Below are 19,878 nucleotides of genomic sequence, written 5' to 3'. Positions count from 1 at the left end.
AACATGGCAAAAGGCATAGAAATCCGCGCCGCACATTTCCCCGGGCGCGCTCCGATCGATGCATACGGCAATGGCGGCTTTCGTTTTGCCGACATGTCGCATCGCGGCTCGATCCTTTGCCTGCCCTCCGGCATTCATGGCTGGGACATGGACATGTCGAAACCGCTGTCGCCTGAAAATTTTCGCCGGGTGCTGGATGAGGCCGCTGATATCGAGGTTCTGCTCGTCGGTACCGGAACCGAGCTTCGCCGTCTGCCCGAGGAATTGAGGCTGGCGCTGAAGTCGCGCGGCATCTCCTCCGATCCTATGAGCACGGGGGCTGCAGTGCGCACCTTCAATATCATGCTCGCCGAGCAACGTGCCGTCGCCGCGGCGTTGATTGCGGTCTGACGATGACTGAAGCGCATATTGCGACCAACCAGGACATCTGCCTGGTGATGCTGCGTGACAGCGATCGCGACCGCTATCTCGCCTGTCTGCTGTCGCCGGAGGAAAAGCGCGGCGCGCTCGCAGCTCTTTACGCCTTCAATGCCGAGCTTGCCCGCATCCGCGATCTCGTCCACGAGCCCTTGCCCGGTGAAGTGCGGCTGCAATATTGGCACGATCTTCTGGAAGGCAGCGCGCACGGCTCGACGGCGGCCAATCCCGTCGCCGCAGCCCTTCTGATCGCCATCGAAACGCACCGCCTGCCGCGCAAGACGCTGATCGACATGATCGAGGCCCGTACCTTCGATCTCTATGACGATCCGATGGAGACACGTCTTTCGCTTGAAGGCTATGCCGGCGAAACGGCATCGGCGCTGATTCAGCTCGCAAGCCTGGTGCTTTCGCCGGAGGAAGCCGCACGCTCGGCCGACGCCGCCGGCCATGCCGGAGTCGCCCAGGCGGTCGCCGGGCTGTTGCTGCTGATGCCGCTGCATCGCCGCCGCGGCCAGATCTATATTCCGCTGCAGATCCTTTCCGCCACCGGTCTCGACCGCGATGCCTTCCTCGCCGGCGAAGACAGGCCGCGCATCTCTGCCGCCATCGAGGCCTTCGCCGGCCTCGGTCGCGAACATCTGGCAAAGGCGAGGGCGGCGGGCCCGATTGCGCCGGCCGTCTTTCCAGCCTTCCTGCCGGCTACGCTTGCCGAACCGGTGCTCATCAGGGCGCAGAAACGCGGCGCCTTGCTGCTCGACCGGCCGCTGCAGCCGCCGCAGTGGCGCCGCCAGCTGCGGATGGGGCTGGCTGCCGCACGCCGAAAAATCTGATATCGGTCAAATTCGCGCAAGCCTCGCGCGTTACATGGCTTCCACCGCTACCCTTTGAACGGAGACTCGGCGTGGGCATTATCGTCTGGTGCGTCCTTTTCGCGATCGTCATTTTCTTTGCTTTCGTGGCAACGCGCATGGCCGCACAGAACAAGGAAGATGGCCTGCATGACACGGGCCTCGCCATCATCGAGTTCGGCCGTGCCTTTCCGAACGAGGCGATCCGCCAGCTGCAGGCGACGGAAAACGGCCAGGCCGTCTTTGTGCGCCTGCACGACAACAAGGCCGGCTTCATGCGCAACATGTCGCGCCATTTCTCCTGCCACGTGATCGAGCCGGGTCGGGTGCGCGTCGTCGGCTCTGAAACGGGCAGGGGACTGGTGATCGACTTCCTCGATGCACCCCATCACAACGGCGATTTCGAATTCGCTTCCGCCAAGGAAGCCTCGGAGGTTTCGCTCTGGCTGCTCGGCAATTATATCGCCGAGCCGGATAAGGACCTGCCGCCCGGCAATATTTCGGCTGCGAACAAGCAGTAGTGCATGTCGCTCAAAAGTGTGCATCGGTTTGGGAGGACGACATGCACAAAAGCAAAGACGTCAAGCGGTCGCATGCGCGATGCGACGCGCTTGAAAACGCCGGTCAGGCGCTTTCGGCAAGCGTCGATTCTTGACCGAGCCAGGCCGCGCAGTCGGCAAGCGCGCGCCGTGCGATCAGCTGCCGCTTCATGATCGTCTTGTCCTTGCCGCGGAAGCGCTTGACGCCTTCGGGCTTGACGATCGAACCCGGCTGGAGCTCCGGAAACAGCCCGAAATTGATGTTCATCGGCTGGAACGATCGTTTGCCCGGCTCCTCGTCGGTGACGAGGTGCCCGCCGGTGATATGGCCGAGCAGTGAGCCGAGCGCCGTCGTCGCCGGCGGTAGCGAAATCGCCTCGCCCTTGCGTTCGGCGGCGGCGAAACGCCCGGCCATCAGCCCGACGCTGGCGCTTTCCACATAACCCTCACAGCCGGTGATCTGGCCGGCAAAGCGCAGGCCGGGCCGCGATTTCAGCGTCAACGACGGATCGAGCAGGGTGGGGGAGTTGATATAGGTGTTGCGGTGCAGACCGCCGAGACGGGCAAATTCCGCATTTTCCAGACCCGGGATCATTCGGAAGATATCCGCCTGCGCGCCATATTTCAGCTTCGTCTGGAAGCCGACCATATTGTAGAGCGTGCCGAGCGCATTGTCCTGCCGCAGCTGCACGACGGCATAGGCCTTGACCGTCGGATTATGCGCGTTCGTCAGCCCCATCGGCTTCATCGGTCCGTGGCGCAGCGTCTCGCGGCCGCGTTCGGCCATCACCTCGATCGGCAGGCAGCCGTCGAAATAAGGCGTGCCCTCCCATTCCTTGAAGCCGACCGTGTCGCCCGCGATCAGCGCGTCGACGAAGGCATTGTACTGCGCCTCGTCCATCGGGCAGTTGATGTAATCCTTGCCGGTGCCGCCGGGTCCGACCTTGTCGTAGCGCGACTGATACCAGCAGATATCCATGTCGATGCTCTCGCGATAGACGATCGGCGCGATGGCGTCGAAGAAGGCCAGCGAATCCTCGCCGGTTTCCGTCTGGATGGCGCTTGCAAGCGACGGCGCCGTCAACGGTCCGGTGGCGACGATGGCAAGATCCCAATCCTTTGGCGGCAGGCCGGTGACCTCTTCACGCACGACGGTGATAAGCGGGTGGTCATGGACCGCTTTGGTCACCGCCTCGGAGAAGCCATCGCGATCGACGGCGAGCGCACCACCGGCCGGTACCTGGCACCGGTCGGCAGCGGCCATGATCAGCGAGCCCGCCATACGCATCTCGGCATGGATGACGCCGACGGCATTGCTGGTCGCATCGTCGGACCGGAAGGAGTTGGAGCAGACGAGTTCGGCGAGGCCGTCGGTCTTGTGCGCATCCGTGCCGCGCACCCCGCGCATTTCATGCAGGATGACCGGAACGCCGGAACTGGCAATTTGCCAGGCGGCTTCCGAACCGGCAAGCCCGCCGCCGACGACGTGGATAGGGGAATGGGAGGAGATCGTGTTCATTCCGGGCTGATATCATGTCGGCAGGTGCGATCCAACACCCTGGAATCAAAAACGGCGCCCTTGGGCGCCGTCTTGGAAGCATCGTACTCGCTATTAGCGGAACGAGCGGGATGCGATATTCCGGATGTCGTAGCGGCTGACGCCGATATCGGACAGGGTCTGGTTCGAAAGGCCACCGAGTTCATTGAGCGTACGACGGTAGCTGAGCCAGCTTCTTGCAATGCGGATCGGGTTCATTGTCTTCTTCCTATGTCCGCGGGACGGCGGGATCGCCTGTCTCTCTGCGGTTGATGTTTATATAGGCGAGAACCGTCCGGTTGTGCAGTGCAAATAAAAGGCGTCTGCCATGCAATTGTGCACTATGATGCTCTTCAATTAAGCAGAGGATATTTTTTGAGCGGGCTAACAAGTGGGAAAAAGCTGCAACCGCCGCGACAGCCCCATGCAGACAAAAGAAAACGCCCGCTGCGGGTACAGCGGGCGTTTAAGTCGAGAACAATCCTGCTTGGGAGGAGCAGCGGATCGCCTGAATTAGCGGTGAGAAGCCTCACGGGCAACGCGATGGATGTCCGAACGGTCGATGCCGAGATCGTGCAATTCGCGGTTGGTCATGCGGCCGAGTTCCGTGACGGTCTGACGATACTTGCGCCAGTTATTGAAAGAGCGAGAGAAGTTCATGTTAAGCCCCTTTCCGAGGGTTTCATCCGCCAGCAGCCACCGATCGGCGCTGACCTCTATTTGATGACTGGAATATATGTTGCGACGCGAAAGACTAAAACAGACAAGTTTTCAGATCACCTATGCGAGGCATGCAATGCTCAAAGGGTGTTTGACGCAGACTTACCATTTTTTGATCAACGAATAGGCAGAATGACTTTTGGGAAAGCAGTTCGATTTGGAGGGGCGAATGGGTGCCAGCAGAAAACGCTGCGTCCCCGGTGATTCCGCCTGTGCGTCCGCTGCAAAGAGGCGTTCCGCTGCGGATTGGACGTCGCCCACCCCTTCCCGGAGTTGGTGGGGCGGCGTGACGACAATGTGGCATGACGGCGCCATGCGACGAAAATCCTCTCACTGCCAAGGCTTTAATGAAGCCTTGGCTAAACAAAAACGCCCGCCGGGGGAGGATCCGGCGGGCGTGTTATGGTGACTGACAACTGGGAGGAGGAGTGTTGTCAGTCTATCGCAGCGCGCTGGGAGGAGGAGTGCGCAGCTGCGAATCTCGTCACGGACAAGGCATCCGCGGGCGTCCGGCTAATGCCGGGCCGGGGCGCCATCCCCGTGCTTCGATGCATTGATCAATAGTATGACTAATGAGTATTGTGCAGTGCAATAAATTCATGGGGGATATGCGAAAATTGCATACCTCTCCGTTCATAGGCTTATATTAGCGCTTATGACGTTAGCGGCCGGTTAACACTCGATACTATTTAGACCAATGAGGAACTTGTATATTTGTCGCAAGAGCGTTTGCGAACACCCGTGCTGCGTCTATAACGGCGTGAGCTGCAGCGCCGCAGTCGACGTTGCGGAAATTGAGGGGTTGAGCATGTATCGCGGCAGATTGGAGCGGGATCTCTCGCTCTGGGTGGGCAAGGGCCTGCTCGGGCAGGAAACAGCAGGAGCGCTTCTCGCCGAATATGACAGCCGCCCGGCAAGCTTCAGCCTCGGCCGGGTGCTGATGGCGCTGGCAGCGGTGCTGCTTGCAGCTGCCATCCTGCTGGTCGTCGCCTCCAACTGGGAGGCCATCCCGCGCCTGGTGCGCGTGGGGGGCATTCTTGCCCTGATCTGGGTGGTGCATATCGCCGCCGCCCGGATGCTTGCCCGCGGTGCGACAGCCGCCGCAGGCGGCTTGCTGGTCATCGGCGCGATGAGTTTCGGCGGCGCCATCTCGCTGGTCGGGCAGATGTATCACCTCTCCGGCGACGAGCAGACGGTGATGTATCTGTGGTTCGCGATTGCGACGGTCTCGGCGATCCTATTCCGTTCAGCCGCCGTAACCGTCGTCGCCGGCTTCCTCTCCTGGGCGTCCTTCGCCGTCTATCTTGAGAATAACGACACGCATTGGATCGGTCTCGATCCCTGGATGGCGCCGGTCATGGCGGTGATCGTCATCGGGCTGGTGCGGTATACCGGCGCCGAGCGGGCCCGCCACCTGGCCTACCTGCTGCTGATCGGCTGGCTTGCCTGGCTTTATACTCTTTATGAGGAGATCGCCGTGGCGCTTGCCTTTGCAATCGGCGGCATGGCGGCCTTCGTCCTGACGGCCTTGCCCCCCAGGCCTATTGCCTCCTTGGTCAGAACCGCCGGTGCGGCTCCTGCCTTCTACAGCTTCCTCGTCGCCGTAATCGGCTTCCTGCTGCTGCATATCGAGATCGAGGATGGCTGGGGGCTGGTGGTGCTCGGGGTGGCGACGCTTGCCGCTTCCGTGCTGGCGATCGTCCTGCGTGGCAGGGATAATGGCGCGGTGCGATATCTCGCCTACGCGACCTTTGCCGCGGAGATGCTCTATCTCGCCTCCGTCACCGTCGGCTCGATCCTCGGCACGTCGAGCCTCTTCCTCTTCTCCGGTCTCGTGGTCGCGCTGGTCGCCTGGATGGTCATCCGTCTTGAGCGGCGTTTTTCGGCGAATGCACAGGGGGAGCGGGCATGAACTCGTTCATGGCAAAGCTGCAATCCGGCAAGGGCTATCTGCTTTCGGCCGTCATCGTCGCCGGTCTGCAGACCCTTATCCTCGGCACGATCATCCAGAGCCGGGCGTCGATCCTCAGCGATGGCGCCGAGGTGCTGCTGAAGACGGCGCCCGTCGATCCGCGCGATTTCCTGCGTGGCGACTATGTCGTCTTGAACTACGACATTTCCTCGGTGCCGGTGCAGACGGTTTCCGGCGGCATTCCGGCCGAGGCCGGCGAACGGGTGTTATGGGTCCGGTTGAAGAAGCAGGAGGACGGTTTCTGGACGGTGACCGAATCGTCCTTTCACGAACTGTCTCCGCAGCCGGAGACCGTGATCCTGCGCAGCCAGCCGTTTTATAGTGGCGGACTTGCCGCCGGCGACAGCATGCGTGTCGAATACGGCATCGAGCGCTACTACGTTCCTGAAGGCGAGGGCAAGCCGATCGAGGAGGCCCGCAATGACGGCAACGTCGCCATCGCAGTGCGTGTTTCCCCTGATGGAAGCGCACAGATTCGCAGCCTTCTCGTTGACGGCAAGCCGGTTTACGACGAGCCGCTCTACTGATCCGGTCACACTTCGGGGCAGGGCGGTTCCGGGGCTGCAAATCCCCTGTCATTTGCCGTTCATTTTTCCTTTGCCTCGACCAAATCGGGTGATATAGAGACGCCGCGCTCCGGAAGGCCTCATGCGCAGGCATAGGCATGCGGTTTTGTGAACGCGGGTATGGTGAAATTGGTAGACACGCCAGATTTAGGTTCTGGTGCCGCAAGGCGTGGGAGTTCAAGTCTCTCTACCCGCACCAAGCTGTTTGCAGGCGGGAGACTAAGAATCGGTTGTTCCAGAACAATTGAGAGTTGTCCCGAATAGCCCGCGAGTGCCATTCCGCTTTGGGCGGAATGATATGGAATTGGGAAAAGCCACGCGCGGCAGGATCGCCGGCGTCGTGCTCATCGAAACGAACGGCGTCTGGGCACGGCCGCCACGAAATGAAGGTAGGAAGACATGCAGGTTATCGAAACGCTCGCTGAAGGGCTGAAGCGCGAAATCAAGGTCGTTATCCCGGCCAAGGACATGCAAGACAAGATGAATGAGCGTCTTGCCGATGTGAAGGACAAAGTTCGCATCAACGGCTTCCGTCCGGGCAAGGTACCCGCTGCTCACCTGAAGAAGGTCTACGGCAAGTCGATCATGGCCGACCTCGTCAACGAGATCGTCCGCGAGCAGCCGGCAGCCATCCTGTCCAGCCGCGGCGAGAAGTCGGCCACGCAGCCGGAAATCGCCATGACGGAAGACAAGGACGAAGCCGACAAGATCCTCGCAGCCGAGCAGGATTTCGAATTCACGCTCTCCTATGAAGTGCTGCCGCCGATCGAACTGAAGTCAGTCAAGGGCATCAAGGTCACGCGCGAAGTCATCGACATCTCGGACGACGAAGTCAACGAGCAGGTCCTGAAGGTCGCCGAAAGCGCCCGCGCTTACGAAACCAAGACCGGCAAGGCCGCCAATGGCGACCGCATCACCATGGATTACGTCGGCAAGGTCGACGGTGAAGCCTTCGAGGGCGGCACCGACCAGGGCGCCGAACTTGTGCTCGGCTCCGGCCGCTTCATTCCGGGCTTCGAAGACCAGCTCGTCGGCGTCAAGGCCGGCGCCGAGAAGACCATCACCGTGACGTTCCCGGCCGACTACCCGGCCAAGAACCTCGCCGGCAAGGAAGCGACCTTCGACGTGTCAGTCAAGGAAGTCGCCGCACCTGCCGATGTCGAGATCAACGACGAACTCGCCTCCAAGCTCGGCATCGAATCGGCCGACCGTCTGAAGGAAATCGTCCGTGGCCAGATCGAATCGCAGTACGGCTCGCTGACCCGCCAGAAGCTGAAGCGTCAGATCCTCGACCAGCTTGACGAGATGTACAAGTTCGAGACCCCGAACTCGCTCGTCGACGCCGAATATAACGGCATCTGGAGCCAGGTGAACAACGACCTCGCCCAGTCCGGCAAGACCTTCGAGGATGAAGACACGACCGAGGAGAAGGCTCGCGAGGAATACAAGACGCTCGCTGAGCGCCGCGTTCGCCTCGGTCTCGTTCTCTCCGAAATCGGCGAAAAGGCCGGCGTCGAAGTCAGCGAAGACGAGATGCAGCGCGCCATCTACGATCAGCTGCGCCAGTATCCGGGCCAGGAAAAGCAGATCCTCGAATTCTTCCGCAGCCAGCCGGGTGCCGCCGCTTCGATCCGCGCGCCGATCTTCGAAGAGAAGGTCATCGATCACCTGCTGACCGAAATCGACGTCACCGACAAGAAGGTGACCAAGGAAGAGCTGCTCGCCGAGGAAGAAGGCGAAGCGAAGGCCGAAACCAAGAAGGCAGCACCGAAGAAGAAGGCTGCCGCCAAGGCCGAAGCAACTGACGCCGGTGAAGGCGAAGAAGCCGCACCGAAGAAGAAGGCTGCTCCGAAGAAGAAGGCGGCTGACGAAAGCGCCGAATAATCGCTTTTCGGTTCTGAAGTTTGGAAGGGCCTCGCCATCGTGCGGGGCCTTTTTCTATTTGTCAGGTCAGTTTATTCTCGAACGCCTACTCCATTGTGTTTATTTATCCGGAACAACAAAGAGTTGCATTAAAGTATAATTAGATGCAGATTTCGCTGATGGTGGAGGGACCTGAAAATGACCGCAAAGCACGACATGAAGAAGCTCGTGGAGGAAATCTATGCTGTGCGTGACCGTGGCGATGTCGAAGCTACGCTGGCGCTGATCGGTGAGCATTGCACCTTTCGCATGGTCGGCAATACCCGGCTGGCGCCTTTTTCGACTGAATCAAGCGGGGATTCTTTTCGCCAGGCGATAACCCAGCTTATCACAGTGTGGGATCTATCGAATATCAGGACAGCCGGCATCTATGTGGACGAGGATGAGCATATGGTCTTTGCCCACCGCGAAGGCGAGGTCAGGCACATCCCATCGGGCGTGAGCTTCCATACGGAATTCGTCGACAAGATCCATTTCCGAGATGGGAAACCGGTCAAGATCGTCGAATTCGTCGACACACTGCAAGTGGCCGAGACGACCAAGATGATCCAAGTCGCTTAAACGGCCACCAAAGTCGGAGCCTTCAAAGCGCGTTCTCAAACTTGATTCATGCGACGCGCTTTAGCGACATGCATTGGCTTAGAGTTTGATGCTGCCAGCCGCCGTTCAAGAATTACCGCTCAATGCGCGGTCAGTTGCGCGACTTTCCTGACATGGCTGACGGCTGCGGCGCCGCCGGCGGTCTGTGTGAAGAGGTGGAGCGTTTCCTCTTCGTCGTCGGCGACAGGCGTCAGGGCCTGATCCATATAGGTCTTCGACTTCGCATCTCTTGAAATCAGGAATGCCGAAATCGTCAGGCCAATGATCGTGCCGGCGAGTGAAGCATGTTTGCTGAAGGTTTCCCAGGCAAAGCGCGGCCAGAAGACCAGCGGATTCTCGCGCGGCAGGTCCGGGCGCCGCTCCGACGGCGTCTTCAGGCGCAGCAGGCCGCTTTGCAGCGGGTGCACGTTTTCCAGCGGCACAGTGGTCGCGAAGGAGACGAGAACCTTGACGAGCCTTGCGAGCGGTACGCCGGTCGCCACGGCGCGGCGCAGCAGCGTCTTCATATGATCAGGCGAATAATAGAGCGCCCAGGCCTCGTGGTAGATGTCTTCCCATTCCTGCTTGCTCATCTTCGGATGCGCCGTGCAGACATGCTCGACATCGTAGATGTTGAGATCGGCATCCATCTCGACGCCCTTCTTCCACAGGACCTGATGATCCTCGGAGCCGGGCAGTGGCGTCAGGATGAAGAATTCGATGACGTCGAGCGGCAACTCTTCCTGGATGATCGTGATGTCGCGGCGGATCGATTCCGGCGTATCGGCGGGGAAGCCCAGGATATAGCCGGCGAGCGTCATGATGCCCTGTGCCTTCCAGGCGAGCAGCATCTTGCGGTATTCGGTGATCTTGTTCTGGTTTTTCTTGGCGGCGGTCAGATTGTCCGGATTGACGTTTTCGAGGCCGATGAAGACGCGAGTAACGCCGGCGCGCCGGGATTTCTCGATGAAATTAGGGATCTTGTGGCAGAGCGTGTCGACCTGGATCATCAGGCCGAGCGGAATGCCGTCCCGCTCCTTGAGCTCGATCAGCCGGTCGAAGATCGCTTCCCAATCCTTGTTGCGGGCGAAATTGTCGTCGGTGATGAAGAATTTGTGGATGCCCTGCGCCCAGTTCATCCGCACCAGCTTTTCGACGTCGTCGGCCGAGCGGAAGCGCGACTTGCGTCCCTGTACGTTGATGATGGTGCAGAACGAGCACTGATAGGGACAGCCACGTCCGGCATCGAAGCTGGTGCTGAGTCCGAGCGTGCGCTGGATATTGTCCTTCGGCAGGAAGGGAACCGGCGTGCCGCCGATACCGGGAAGGTCGTTCATGAAATTATAGAGCGGCTTCAGCTCGCCGGCGGCGGCGTCGCGCAGCACCATGTCGAGCCGGCCCTCGGCTTCGCCGGCAAACATCGAGATGCCCATGTCGCGGCAGGCGTCAAGCCCGACGGCCTTGCCATCCAGCATCGACAGGCAGCCGGAAACATGGAAGCCGCCGATCGAAACCGGCAGGCCGGCATCGCGGAAGGGACGGGCGATATCGAGGGCGCGCGGATACTGGTTGGTCTGGACGCCGACGAGCGAAATCATGCCGAAATTGTCGTGACGCTTGAACTGCGCCAGCAGTCCGGCGACATCGATCCGCGTATTGGTCTCGTCGATCACAGTGATGTCGATGGCCGTATCGTCGCCGAGCACCTTGCGCTCGGCACATTCGGCGGCAATGCCGTAGAGCGCCGCAAGCGAATTGGAGGGGATCATCGCCCGCCACCAGCGGATGACGTAGCCGTCATCGTCATAATGCGACGGCTTGATCAAGATCAGCTGAAAACGTCTGCGCGCAACTTCCAAGACATGGGACAAGAGTATCTATCTTTCTTTAGAAGCTTTTGCCCGAAGGCAAAATGGCGTTGAAGGCAGCTATCAGGCACCACATATCAATGCGATTTAGGAGGTCGAACTAAGGCGTAAAAAAACGGCACGGCGCGCAAACGCTTCGCGAAGTGTATTATTCCTCAATATACTACCCGATATCGAGCAGCAATGCGCGATGGTCGGAGACTTCGGGCGCCGCGACCACCTCGAATTTGGCAACCTTCACCCCTGGCGTCACCAGCATGTAGTCGGCAAAGCGGCCCTGCTTCAGATAGTAGGAGGTTCGCGTGTCTACAAGGCCGCTTCCGGTGACGAGGTCGGAAAGCCCGAGTCTGGCGAGAATCGCAAAGGTTGCGCTATCAGGCAGCACGTTGAAATCGCCGCAGACGATGAGCCCTTCGTCACCGGGCCAGACCCGCTCGATGAGCCCGACTAGCGCCGCGGCCTGCTTTTCACGCGCCGCCGTGTCGCCCTTGCCTGCGGGATCGCGCAGGCCATGCATGTGGGCGATGGTCACGGTAGAAGCGCACTCATGGCTGAAGAGACGGATGCAATGGGCGTTTCGCGGTCGCGGATGTTCGCCCCAGCCATCAGCCGAAAAACGGGCCGTGCACGAAGTCCAGCCCTTGGGCGATGACGGAATGCGTTTTGCGCACGAAGGTCGCCAGCCCGAATTCGGCAACAATGGCGGTATCGCCATCGAAAAGCTCGCCTCTCGAGGTCGGGCAGAAGAAACCGTCGTGGCCGGGCATGGCGGTGCTTATCTCGGTAAAGAGATTGAAGCGCTGCGGCAATTCGACATCGCCGTCCCGATAGACCGACCAGCCCGAGTGGGTACCGGGTGCGCGCAAAACCTCCTGCAGGCACAGCACGTCGGGATCGGCCGCCGTCACATATTCAATCAGCGCTTGATGAAGCCTGCCGCCCCATGCGTTCAAGGAAATGATGCGCAATATCATTCGGCTCCGTTTTGGCGGCCGGACTGAGACGGCCGTTCCCTCGACGACGCGACGGACTTTAGAGCTCCGACTTGATGTCGCCCATCCGGTTCCAGGCATCGAGCCCGGCGATCTTGTAGGCTTCGGCGAGCGTCGGATAGTTGAAGGTGTTCTCGACGAAGTATTCGACCGTGCCCTTGAGGTTGAGCACCGCCTGGCCGATATGCACCAGCTCGGTGGCGCCTTCGCCGACGATATGCACGCCGAGCAGGCGGCGGGTCTTCAGCGAGAAGATCAGCTTCAGAAGCCCGGTGTCGAGGCCCATGATATGACCGCGCGACGTCTCGCGGAAGCGGGCAATGCCGCATTCATAGGGAATACCGCGCTCCTTCATCTCTTCTTCAGTCAGGCCGCAGGTCGAAATCTCCGGCACGGCATAGATGCCATAGGGGAAATATTTCGGCGGCTCCTTGGCGACCGCGCCGACCGCGACGCGGGCGGCGATGCGGCCCTGTTCCATCGAGGTCGAGGCAAGGCTCGGAAAGCCGACGACATCGCCGGCGGCATAGATGTTGGCAACCGATGTCTGGAAGGTTTCCGGATTGACCTTGAGACGGCCGCGGCTGTCGGCTTCGAGGCCGATCGCCTGAAGGTTCAGCGCATCAGTCGCCCCCATGCGGCCGGCGGCGAAAAGCACCATGTCGGTCGTCAGGCGCCGGCCACTGTCGAGCGTCAGTTCGACCTTGCCGTTTTCGAGCCTCTCCACCTTGTCGGCCTTCTGGCCGAGCAGCAGCTTCATGTTGCGGTCGCGCAGCTGATAGGTAAAATCCTCGATGATTTCCTTGTCGATGAAGTCGAGCATTGTCGTCTTCGGGTCGATGACGGTGACGGCCGTGTCGAGCGCGCTGAAGATCGTCGCATATTCGATGCCGATGACGCCGGCGCCGATGACGACCATCGATCGCGGCAGATCCTGGATGTCGAGCAGTTCGTCGCTGTCGAGAACGGTCTTGCCGTCGAAGGGCATGTAATCGGGGCGGAACGGTTTTGTGCCGACGGCGAGCAGCACGCTGGCGGCGGTGACCTGCGTGGTCTCGCCGTCATCCTTGATCACCTGCAGCGTCGACGCATCGATGAAGCTCGCCTTGCCGCGAATATGCTGCACGCGGTTGCGGGCGAACTGGTGTTCCAGCACCTCGACCTCGTGGTTGAGCGTAATCAGCAGGCGACGCCGCAGGTCATCTGCACTGATCTCTTCCTTGACGCGGTAAGACCGGCCGTAGAAGCCGCGTTCGCGCCAGCCGGAAAGATTAAGCGCAGTCTCGCGCAGCGTTTTGGAAGGGATGGTGCCGGTATGCACGGATACGCCGCCGACGCGTTTGCCCTGCTCGATGACAAGCACTTTCTTGCCGAGTTTTGACGCCTGGATCGCGCCGCGGCGCCCTGCGGGACCGCTGCCCACCACAACGAGATCGTACTGAAGCATCATCAAGCCCCGGATTGGAAAGGAATCATATTGCGACGCAAAATGTCGCCCGTCCATCGTTAGCCGGTCAATGTTACAGATTGTTTTACGGCCACCTGATTGGTCCTGACGGGTGCTTTTTCGGGCAAGTGAGCCCTGCGAGAAACAGCTTTACACCATGGGTCGTAGCTGACGAAGACCGGCACAGGCGCTTGCCATGCTCTGTGGCTCGACGACTTTTCATGCACGGGTGATGTAGTCCGCGGAAATATCGCCCACCTTGGTGACGCCGAGCAATGCCATATTGCTATGCAGTTCCGTCTTCAGGATATCGGCCGCCTTGAGCACACCCGGTAGGCCCGCGACGGCTGCGGCATAAAGGAACGGCCTGCCCACGAACACGAAACAGGCCCCGAGTGCGAGGGCCTTCATGATGTCCGTTCCACGCCTGAAACCGCCATCGACCATGACGGCAACGCTGTCTCCAACACGGGACGCAATCTCCGGAAGGACCTGAAGGGGAGATGCGGTGCCGTCGAGCTGGCGGCCGCCATGGTTGGAGACGATCACGCCATCCGCTCCGGTGTCGACAGCCCGCGCCGCGTCGTCAGGATGCATGATCCCCTTGACCACGAGTTTGCCGGACCACCTGTTGCGTATCCGCTCCAGATGGTTCCAGTTGAGATGGTCGCGCCTGCCGAAATCGCGCGTCACATTCGAGGAGATGATCGGCGCGCCCCTTGTGGCATAGGAATTTTCAAAATGCGGAATGCCGTGCCGGACGATCGTGCGCAGGAATGTGTCGGTGGTCCAGCGCGGGTGCGAGATGCCCTGCCATGCCAGGCGGAGACCGGGACGCAGAGGCGTCGAAAACCCGGCCCTTACATTGTTTTCACGATTTGGCAGCGTGGCTGTGTCCACGGTCAGCAGAAGTGTCTGCAAGCCGGCCGCGCCGACGCGATCGATGAGAGCGTCGATACGGTCGGGTTCGCCGGGGAGATAGGCCTGAAACCATGCTTGCGGCGAAACCGCAGCGATCTCTTCCAAAGGGATAAGCGATGAACCGCTTATGATCATCGGGATTCCCGATTGATCCGCTCCTTGCGCGAGCACGATGTCACCTCGATAGGCCATCAGCGCGCTGATACCCATCGGCGCGATGCCGAATGGCGCGGCATGGGTCTTGCCGAAGAGGCTCGTCTCGGTACTGCGTTTCGAGACGTCCCGAAGGACACGAGGCCGGAAGGCATAGGCCTGGAAAGCCTCTGCATTATGCCGTAGCGACGCATTGGTCTCGGTTGCGCCGGCGACGTAACCGAACAGAGGCTTTGGCAGATGTCGCCGCGCCTTTATTTCAAAGTCATCGAGGCAGAGCATGTCGCGGCAGAGCCGGGTCGATCGATCGGTGTTGCCGCTGCGGATCGTCATGGAGCTTCATCTTCTCGGTATTCGGGCGGGCATTGTCCAGGCTGTGATGGCGGGACTGCATACAATCCCGCACCACCTGCTGCTGTCAACTCCAGCATTTCTCAGTCTTCTCGCGGGGATGGACCAGGACGCGCCGGGGCTCTGCATCTCGTCGGCGACCGGCCGCAGTGTTTGTTCAGATCAGCTTCAGCCCCTTCAGGCTGACATGGCCATCCTTGCCGATGATGACGTGGTCGTGGACGGTGATATCGAGCGCCTTGGCCGCATCGATGATCACCTTCGTCATGTCGATGTCGGCGCGCGATGGCGTGGGATCGCCGGAGGGGTGGTTGTGGACCAGGATCATCGCCGTTGCCGAAAGCTCGAGCGCGCGTTTGACCACCTCGCGCGGATAGACCGGCGTATGGTCGACCGTGCCGCGGCCCTGCACCTCGTCGGCGATCAGCACATTGCGCTTGTCGAGGAAGAGGATGCGGAACTGCTCGCGGGTCTCGTGCGCCATGGCGGCATGGCAATACTGGATGACCGAAGACCACGAGGACAGGACCTGTTTGCTCCTGAGTTCGCTCTTCAGCGTCCGGTGGGCGACAGTCGAGATCAGCTTCAGGTCGAGCGCCACGGCCTCGCCGACGCCCTTGACCTCCATCAGCAGCGCCTGAGGCGCACCGAAGACGCCGGAGAGCGAGCCGAACCGCTCGATCAGTGCCTTGGCGATCGGCTTGGTGTCACGCCGCGGGATCAGGCGGAAAAGCAGCAGTTCGAGGATTTCGTAGTCGGCAAGCGCGGTGTCGCCGAGCTCCCGGAAGCGGTCACGCAACCGCTCGCGATGGCCGTGATAATGCTCTTGGCCGGCAAGCGAGGCGGGCAGGGCGGCCCTGGCATTCGGCGCGGACGGATTTCGCGGCTGGCCTGCAAAGAACGAACGTTCGTCGGCGGCAATCGGCTCTCGCGTCTCGAAAGGCAGCTCGTCGTCGGAAGATGTCGAAACAGGCCCCTTCGCCATCGGATCGTCACCCGTTGTGCGACGGCAGGCCGGGGCGGTCGAGCCCACCCGGCGACAGCGTGAAGATCTCGCAGCCATCGGAGGTGACGCCGACGGTATGTTCGTACTGCGCCGACAGCGAGCGGTCGCGGGTGACTGCCGTCCAGCCGTCGGCCAGCACCTTCACATGCGGTCGGCCGAGGTTGATCATCGGCTCGATGGTGAAGATCATGCCTTCGCGCAGCTCCGGCCCCTCGTTGGCGCGACCGTAATGCAGGATATTCGGCGAATCGTGGAACAGCCTGCCGACACCATGGCCGCAGAAATCGCGCACCACCGAACAGCGCTCGGCCTCTGCATAGGTCTGGATCGCCTCGCCGATCGCGCCGGTGCGGGCGCCAGGCCTGACGGCTGCAATGCCGCGCATCAGCGATTCATAGGTGACCTCGAGCAGCCGCTCGGCAGCACGCTTGACGACGCCGACGGGATACATCCGGCTGGAATCGCCGTGCCAGCCGTCGAGCACGAAGGTGACGTCGATATTGACGATATCGCCGTCGCGCAGCGGCTTGTCGTTCGGAATGCCATGGCAGACGACATGGTTGATCGAGGTGCAGGTCGATTTGGTATAGCCGCGATAGTTCAGCGTGGCCGGATAGGCGCCGTGATCCATGCCGAAATCGAAGACGAACCTGTCGATCTCATCGGTCAGCAGGCCGGGCTTGACGATGTCGGCAAGCGCATCGAGGCAGCGCGCGGTCAGCTGGCATGCCTTGCGCATGCCCTCGAATGCTTGCGCGTCATAAAGCCGGATGGCGCCCGTATTCTTCGGGGGCGCAGTAGAGGCTTCGATATAGTTCACCATTGCAGGGCCTTAGCGGAGATTGTTAGATTTGTTCATAATGTAGCTATGCCGGGTTCGTCCATCACGATCAACCGCCAGGACGAGATTTCTGAGCGGATCCGATCCGCCCAACGTGCAGCCTTCCGCATCCGTTCGACGGACAATCAACGGTCCGGCTGGAATATCCACAATCTTCCCAAAGGGATAGGATTGATTGCGTGAAGTCACGCCGCTACTCACCGATTGGTGACAGTGGGGAAGGGTCGATCATGCTGAATGAAGCCGTAAATCTTGAAAATTCACCCGGGACCGGCGAGGGGCCGGAACGGCGGGTGCGGGATCGCGGCGCCACCGAGCGCGCCATCCTTGCCGCCGCCAAGGGGCTGCTCGCCGAGGAAGGCTTCCAGAACTTCGGCATCAATGCGGTCGCCCGCCGCGCCGGTTGCGACAAGCAGCTGATCTATCGTTACTATGGCGGCCTCGACGGTTTGGTCGAGGCGATCGGCGCCGATCTCGGCACATGGGTGAAGGATCGCATTCCGGAAGACGCCGGCGGCATGTTCCTGCTCACCTATGGCGACCTGATGGAGCGGCTGTCGCTTCTACTCCTCGACGCCTTGAGAAACGATCCGCTGATGCGCCGCATCCTCGCCTGGGAGATATCGGAAAACACCGAGCAGGTGAGGCGCTTGTCCGAGGCGCGTTCGAAGGCGCTCGCCTTGTGGCTCGAGCGCATGCGCGGCTCGCTGGCGCCGCCGAAGGGGGTGGATGCGGCAGCCGTCAACGCCGTCGTCATCGCCGCGATCCAGCACCTTGTGCTCGCCGCCGCAGCCGGCGGGCAGTGCGCCGGCCTGTCGCTGAAAACACCCAAGGACTGGGAGAAGGCGGCAACGGCGCTGAAGCGCATCGTGCGTGGCGTCTACGGCTGATACCTGGCTCATCCACAGGGGGCGGGGCCTGCGTTAACCTTAACAAATGGTTTACGTTGCATGGGGGTGGTTAACCCGACAGTGTGGCGGTGAGCAGAGATGTATGAGTAGAGCCCGAGTTGACGCCCATGGGAACCAAGATCGCTAAAGCCGCGTTTCTGGTGACGGCGATGATGTTTTTCGCAGTCCTGGCGGTGGATATCGCAATTCCGACGCTGGTGCTTTGCATCATGGCATCGTCGACCTGGTTGGTCTCCCTCGATCTGCCCGTCGCGCGCAAGCATGGAGGAGAGGCCGCATGAAGTGGTTTCTGATCTTCTGGGCCGGCCCCATCGTCTTTCTGGGCGGATGGTACTGGCTCTCCTATTACGACATGAGTTTCGGCATCTTCATGCTGAGCCGGCAGGTCCATGACCTGACCTTCGAGCTTTACGGCAAGGCGCTCGGCATTCCACCGGAGACCATCCCGCCGCTCGTTGCGCGCGCGATCGCAGTCGACAGCCTCGTCGTCTTCGCCATCCTGGCCTTCCGGAAGCGCAAGTCGATCATCGGCTGGTGGAGGGCGCGTCAGGCGCTGAATTCGTCTCCATCAGACCTTGCCAGCAAGGAAAGCCTGTCGAGCGCGCCCTGAAGGATGAAGCTTGCCGCGGCCGAATCGATCCGTTCGGCCCGCTTGGCGCGCGAGACGTCCATTTCGAGCAACGTCCGTTCGGCCGCAACCGTCGAAAGCCGCTCATCCCAATAGACAAAGGGCAGCGCCGTCTTCTGCTCCATGTTGCGCACGAAGGCGCGCGTTGCCTGCACGCGCGGACCCGCCGATCCATCCATGTTCATCGGCAGGCCGATGATGAAGCCTGCGACCTTTTCCGCCGTCGCGAAATCCAGCAGCGCCTGGGCATCGATGGTGAACTTGACGCGGCGGATCACCGTGCGCGGCGTGGCGAAACGCCGCCCGAGATCGGACATCGAAAGCCCGATTGTTTTGGTGCCGAGATCGAGGCCGGCAATCGCCTGTCGCGGGGCAAGCGTCTCGGCCATTTCCTCGATTGTCAGCACCGTCATCGCCGTTTCATCCCGTCAAAACAAATTGAAGTCGCCGCCGCTTTTCTTTGCGGCCGCATAAGATATGTCCTTAGGGCATGACGCCGAAAAGTGTGAGCGGTTTTCGGACGACATCATGCTCTCATTCTTTGATGTGGCATCGAAACTGGCTTTGCATCACGTAATAAAGGAGACATTTCATGAAGATCACCTGGCTCGGCCATTCCGCCTTCCGCATCGAGACATCAAAGGCGAAGATCCTGCTCGATCCATTCCTCAGCTATAACGCCTCCTTTTCCGGCCAGGATATCAAGGATGTGTCCGCCGGCATCACCCACATCCTGTTGACGCATGGCCATGGCGATCATGTCGGCGATACCGTGGCACTCGCCAAGGAAACCGGTGCCGTGGTTCTCGCCAATGCCGATCTCGCCGCCTGGCTCGGCTCCAAGGGCGTCGACAAGATCGAGATGGGCAATACTGGCGGCACGATCGCGCTCGGCAGCTTCTCGGCAACTTTCACCAATGCGCTGCACTCCTCCGCCCAGATCACCGAGGACGGCGTCTCGCATGCGCTCGGCAACGCCAACGGCCTGATGCTGCATTTCGACGACGAAGCCTCGATCCTTGCCATGGGCGATACCGACATCTTCTCCGACATGGCGCTGATCAACGAATTGCACCAGCCTGATATCGGCTTCGTGCCGGTTGGCGACCGCTTCACCATGGGCGGCGCTGTGGCAGCACTTGCCTGCCGGCGCTATTTCAACTTCAAGACCGCGATCCCCTGCCACTACGGCACCTTTCCGATCATCGACCAGACGGCTGAAAAATTCGTTGCCGGCATGGACGGATCGAAGACGGATGTGAAGGCGATCAGGCCTTCCGAGAGCCTGTCGATCTGACGAAATCCCGTTGCACACGGCGGACATGGCCTTTATAGCGGGTAGGAAAAATCCTATCCGGAGAATGCCATGTCCGTCGATCTTGCCACCGTGAAGCGCGTCGCCCGCCTTGCCCGTATTGCCGTCTCCGAGGACGAGGCAAATCGCATGGTCGGCGAGCTGAACGGCATCCTTGGCTTCGTCGAGCAACTCTCCGAAGTGAATGTCGACGGCGTCGAGGCGATGACGTCGGTGACCCCGACGGCGATGAAGAAGCGGACCGATGAGGTGACCGACGGCAGCAAGGCAGCCGATATCGTCGCCAATGCGCCCGTCACCGACCACAATTTTTTCCTGGTGCCGAAAGTCGTTGAATAAGG

Annotated in this window: 21 protein-coding genes, 1 tRNA gene and 1 pseudogene; 13 read left to right on the top strand and 10 right to left on the bottom strand. The window is 60.7% G+C overall.

The window, feature by feature from the left end; translation table 11 throughout:
* The first annotated feature begins 3 nt into the window (after positions 1-3).
* From G9X67_RS14005 to G9X67_RS13995, 3 genes are all read left to right on the top strand, one after another.
* Entirely contained in the window at positions 4-390 is a 387-nt protein-coding gene (locus tag G9X67_RS14005) for an Mth938-like domain-containing protein (RefSeq protein ID WP_003539009.1), read from the top strand.
* A gap of 2 nt (positions 391-392) precedes the next feature.
* Positions 393-1,250, top strand: a complete 858-nt coding sequence (locus G9X67_RS14000; RefSeq protein WP_138329808.1) for a phytoene/squalene synthase family protein — start codon at positions 393-395, stop codon at positions 1,248-1,250.
* Positions 1,251-1,321: 71 nt separating this feature from the next.
* Positions 1,322-1,789 carry a hypothetical protein gene (locus G9X67_RS13995; RefSeq protein WP_065279733.1) on the top strand — a complete coding sequence of 156 codons (468 nt, stop codon included), beginning with the start codon at positions 1,322-1,324 and terminating at the stop codon, positions 1,787-1,789.
* 103 nt (positions 1,790-1,892) lie between these two features.
* Here the strand turns inward: G9X67_RS13995 and trmFO are convergent, their stop codons facing one another.
* The 3 genes from trmFO to G9X67_RS13980 form a co-directional block, all read right to left on the bottom strand.
* Positions 1,893-3,326 (bottom strand): methylenetetrahydrofolate--tRNA-(uracil(54)-C(5))-methyltransferase (FADH(2)-oxidizing) TrmFO, encoded by a 1,434-nt coding sequence (gene trmFO, locus G9X67_RS13990; RefSeq protein WP_138329806.1) that lies wholly within the window; start codon positions 3,324-3,326, stop codon positions 1,893-1,895.
* Between the two features lie 93 nt (positions 3,327-3,419).
* Entirely contained in the window at positions 3,420-3,563 is a 144-nt protein-coding gene (locus G9X67_RS13985) for a DUF1127 domain-containing protein (RefSeq protein ID WP_003539017.1), read from the bottom strand.
* A 294-nt stretch (positions 3,564-3,857) separates the two neighbouring features.
* The gene (locus tag G9X67_RS13980; protein ID WP_003539019.1) at positions 3,858-4,004 is read right to left on the bottom strand and encodes a DUF1127 domain-containing protein; all 147 of its coding nucleotides are present in this window, start codon (positions 4,002-4,004) and stop codon (positions 3,858-3,860) included.
* Positions 4,005-4,872: 868 nt separating this feature from the next.
* Here G9X67_RS13980 and G9X67_RS13975 point away from each other — a divergent pair.
* From G9X67_RS13975 to G9X67_RS13955, 5 genes are all read left to right on the top strand, one after another.
* The gene (locus tag G9X67_RS13975; RefSeq protein ID WP_138329804.1) at positions 4,873-5,976 is read left to right on the top strand and encodes a DUF2157 domain-containing protein; all 1,104 of its coding nucleotides are present in this window, start codon (positions 4,873-4,875) and stop codon (positions 5,974-5,976) included.
* Positions 5,973-6,563: a GDYXXLXY domain-containing protein gene (locus tag G9X67_RS13970; protein ID WP_171598894.1), complete on the top strand. Its 591-nt coding sequence runs from the start codon at positions 5,973-5,975 to the stop codon at positions 6,561-6,563. Before G9X67_RS13975 ends, G9X67_RS13970 begins: the two co-directional genes overlap by 4 nt.
* A 153-nt stretch (positions 6,564-6,716) precedes the next feature.
* Positions 6,717-6,801: transfer RNA gene (locus G9X67_RS13965), tRNA-Leu, on the top strand.
* A gap of 200 nt (positions 6,802-7,001) precedes the next feature.
* On the top strand, positions 7,002-8,486 hold the full coding sequence (tig, locus tag G9X67_RS13960; RefSeq protein ID WP_138391107.1) for a trigger factor: 1,485 nt from the start codon (positions 7,002-7,004) through the stop codon (positions 8,484-8,486).
* Between the two features lie 177 nt (positions 8,487-8,663).
* Entirely contained in the window at positions 8,664-9,086 is a 423-nt protein-coding gene (locus G9X67_RS13955) for a nuclear transport factor 2 family protein (protein ID WP_138329798.1), read from the top strand.
* A 119-nt stretch (positions 9,087-9,205) separates the two neighbouring features.
* Here the strand turns inward: G9X67_RS13955 and G9X67_RS13950 are convergent, their stop codons facing one another.
* From G9X67_RS13950 to map, 6 genes and pseudogenes are all read right to left on the bottom strand, one after another.
* On the bottom strand, positions 9,206-10,975 hold the full coding sequence (locus tag G9X67_RS13950) for a radical SAM protein (protein ID WP_138329796.1): 1,770 nt from the start codon (positions 10,973-10,975) through the stop codon (positions 9,206-9,208).
* A gap of 160 nt (positions 10,976-11,135) precedes the next feature.
* A pseudogene (locus tag G9X67_RS13945) lies at positions 11,136-11,946 on the bottom strand (endonuclease/exonuclease/phosphatase family protein).
* A 58-nt stretch (positions 11,947-12,004) separates the two neighbouring features.
* Entirely contained in the window at positions 12,005-13,411 is a 1,407-nt protein-coding gene (sthA, locus tag G9X67_RS13940; protein ID WP_138329790.1) for a Si-specific NAD(P)(+) transhydrogenase, read from the bottom strand.
* Between the two features lie 219 nt (positions 13,412-13,630).
* Positions 13,631-14,818 (bottom strand): alpha-hydroxy acid oxidase, encoded by a 1,188-nt coding sequence (locus tag G9X67_RS13935; protein ID WP_171598893.1) that lies wholly within the window; start codon positions 14,816-14,818, stop codon positions 13,631-13,633.
* A 175-nt stretch (positions 14,819-14,993) separates the two neighbouring features.
* Positions 14,994-15,821 carry a DNA repair protein RadC gene (gene radC / locus G9X67_RS13930; protein WP_171598892.1) on the bottom strand — a complete coding sequence of 276 codons (828 nt, stop codon included), beginning with the start codon at positions 15,819-15,821 and terminating at the stop codon, positions 14,994-14,996.
* A 7-nt stretch (positions 15,822-15,828) separates the two neighbouring features.
* Positions 15,829-16,665, bottom strand: coding sequence for a type I methionyl aminopeptidase (gene map / locus G9X67_RS13925; RefSeq protein ID WP_062944698.1), 837 nt, complete (start codon positions 16,663-16,665; stop codon positions 15,829-15,831).
* A 248-nt stretch (positions 16,666-16,913) separates the two neighbouring features.
* On the opposite strand from map, the gene G9X67_RS13920 reads away from it, so the two are divergent.
* The 3 genes from G9X67_RS13920 to G9X67_RS13910 all read left to right on the top strand — a co-directional run bounded on the left by G9X67_RS13920 (position 16,914) and on the right by G9X67_RS13910 (position 18,204).
* Complete coding sequence (locus G9X67_RS13920) at positions 16,914-17,573, top strand: TetR/AcrR family transcriptional regulator (RefSeq protein ID WP_065279742.1); 660 nt, start codon at positions 16,914-16,916, stop codon at positions 17,571-17,573.
* A 128-nt stretch (positions 17,574-17,701) separates the two neighbouring features.
* Positions 17,702-17,875 (top strand): hypothetical protein, encoded by a 174-nt coding sequence (locus G9X67_RS13915; protein WP_171598891.1) that lies wholly within the window; start codon positions 17,702-17,704, stop codon positions 17,873-17,875.
* Entirely contained in the window at positions 17,872-18,204 is a 333-nt protein-coding gene (locus G9X67_RS13910) for a DUF6105 family protein (protein WP_138391103.1), read from the top strand. Before G9X67_RS13915 ends, G9X67_RS13910 begins: the two co-directional genes overlap by 4 nt.
* Here the strand turns inward: G9X67_RS13910 and ruvX are convergent.
* Entirely contained in the window at positions 18,141-18,635 is a 495-nt protein-coding gene (gene ruvX / locus G9X67_RS13905; protein WP_064654283.1) for a Holliday junction resolvase RuvX, read from the bottom strand. The two genes, G9X67_RS13910 and ruvX, sit on opposite strands and share 64 nt — an antisense overlap.
* A gap of 179 nt (positions 18,636-18,814) precedes the next feature.
* Here ruvX and G9X67_RS13900 point away from each other — a divergent pair, with 179 nt between their 5' ends.
* Together G9X67_RS13900 and gatC are read left to right on the top strand one after the other, a co-directional pair.
* A complete protein-coding gene (locus tag G9X67_RS13900) occupies positions 18,815-19,519 on the top strand; it encodes a metal-dependent hydrolase (protein ID WP_011651680.1) in 705 nt (234 codons plus the stop codon).
* A gap of 69 nt (positions 19,520-19,588) precedes the next feature.
* Positions 19,589-19,876, top strand: a complete 288-nt coding sequence (gatC, locus tag G9X67_RS13895) for an Asp-tRNA(Asn)/Glu-tRNA(Gln) amidotransferase subunit GatC (protein ID WP_003539052.1) — start codon at positions 19,589-19,591, stop codon at positions 19,874-19,876.
* The last annotated feature ends 2 nt before the right edge of the window (positions 19,877-19,878 follow it).

Source organism: Rhizobium sp. WYCCWR 11152 (genome assembly GCF_013087615.1).
In the GTDB taxonomy this organism is placed as follows: domain Bacteria; phylum Pseudomonadota; class Alphaproteobacteria; order Rhizobiales; family Rhizobiaceae; genus Rhizobium; species Rhizobium indicum.
The sequence above is the reverse complement of the archived record's forward strand: the minus strand, read 5'-3'. Positions and strand labels throughout refer to the sequence as shown.

Bases quoted from the DNA above. Each gene is read 5' to 3' on its own strand.
- G9X67_RS13970 (WP_171598894.1), top strand. From the start codon at position 5,973: ATGAACTCGTTCATGGCAAAGCTGCAATCCGGCAAGGGCTATCTGCTT.
- G9X67_RS13910 (WP_138391103.1), top strand. From the start codon at position 17,872: ATGAAGTGGTTTCTGATCTTCTGGGCCGGCCCCATCGTCTTTCTGGGC.
- map (WP_062944698.1), bottom strand. From the start codon at position 16,665: ATGGTGAACTATATCGAAGCCTCTACTGCGCCCCCGAAGAATACGGGC.
- G9X67_RS14005 (WP_003539009.1), top strand. From the start codon at position 4: ATGGCAAAAGGCATAGAAATCCGCGCCGCACATTTCCCCGGGCGCGCT.
- gatC (WP_003539052.1), top strand. From the start codon at position 19,589: ATGTCCGTCGATCTTGCCACCGTGAAGCGCGTCGCCCGCCTTGCCCGT.
- tig (WP_138391107.1), top strand. From the start codon at position 7,002: ATGCAGGTTATCGAAACGCTCGCTGAAGGGCTGAAGCGCGAAATCAAG.
- ruvX (WP_064654283.1), bottom strand. From the start codon at position 18,635: ATGACGGTGCTGACAATCGAGGAAATGGCCGAGACGCTTGCCCCGCGA.
- sthA (WP_138329790.1), bottom strand. From the start codon at position 13,411: ATGCTTCAGTACGATCTCGTTGTGGTGGGCAGCGGTCCCGCAGGGCGC.
- radC (WP_171598892.1), bottom strand. From the start codon at position 15,821: ATGGCGAAGGGGCCTGTTTCGACATCTTCCGACGACGAGCTGCCTTTC.
- G9X67_RS13980 (WP_003539019.1), bottom strand. From the start codon at position 4,004: ATGAACTTCTCTCGCTCTTTCAATAACTGGCGCAAGTATCGTCAGACC.
- G9X67_RS13975 (WP_138329804.1), top strand. From the start codon at position 4,873: ATGTATCGCGGCAGATTGGAGCGGGATCTCTCGCTCTGGGTGGGCAAG.
- G9X67_RS13955 (WP_138329798.1), top strand. From the start codon at position 8,664: ATGACCGCAAAGCACGACATGAAGAAGCTCGTGGAGGAAATCTATGCT.
- G9X67_RS14000 (WP_138329808.1), top strand. From the start codon at position 393: ATGACTGAAGCGCATATTGCGACCAACCAGGACATCTGCCTGGTGATG.
- trmFO (WP_138329806.1), bottom strand. From the start codon at position 3,326: ATGAACACGATCTCCTCCCATTCCCCTATCCACGTCGTCGGCGGCGGG.
- G9X67_RS13935 (WP_171598893.1), bottom strand. From the start codon at position 14,818: ATGACGATCCGCAGCGGCAACACCGATCGATCGACCCGGCTCTGCCGC.
- G9X67_RS13900 (WP_011651680.1), top strand. From the start codon at position 18,815: ATGAAGATCACCTGGCTCGGCCATTCCGCCTTCCGCATCGAGACATCA.
- G9X67_RS13920 (WP_065279742.1), top strand. From the start codon at position 16,914: ATGCTGAATGAAGCCGTAAATCTTGAAAATTCACCCGGGACCGGCGAG.
- G9X67_RS13915 (WP_171598891.1), top strand. From the start codon at position 17,702: ATGGGAACCAAGATCGCTAAAGCCGCGTTTCTGGTGACGGCGATGATG.
- G9X67_RS13985 (WP_003539017.1), bottom strand. From the start codon at position 3,563: ATGAACCCGATCCGCATTGCAAGAAGCTGGCTCAGCTACCGTCGTACG.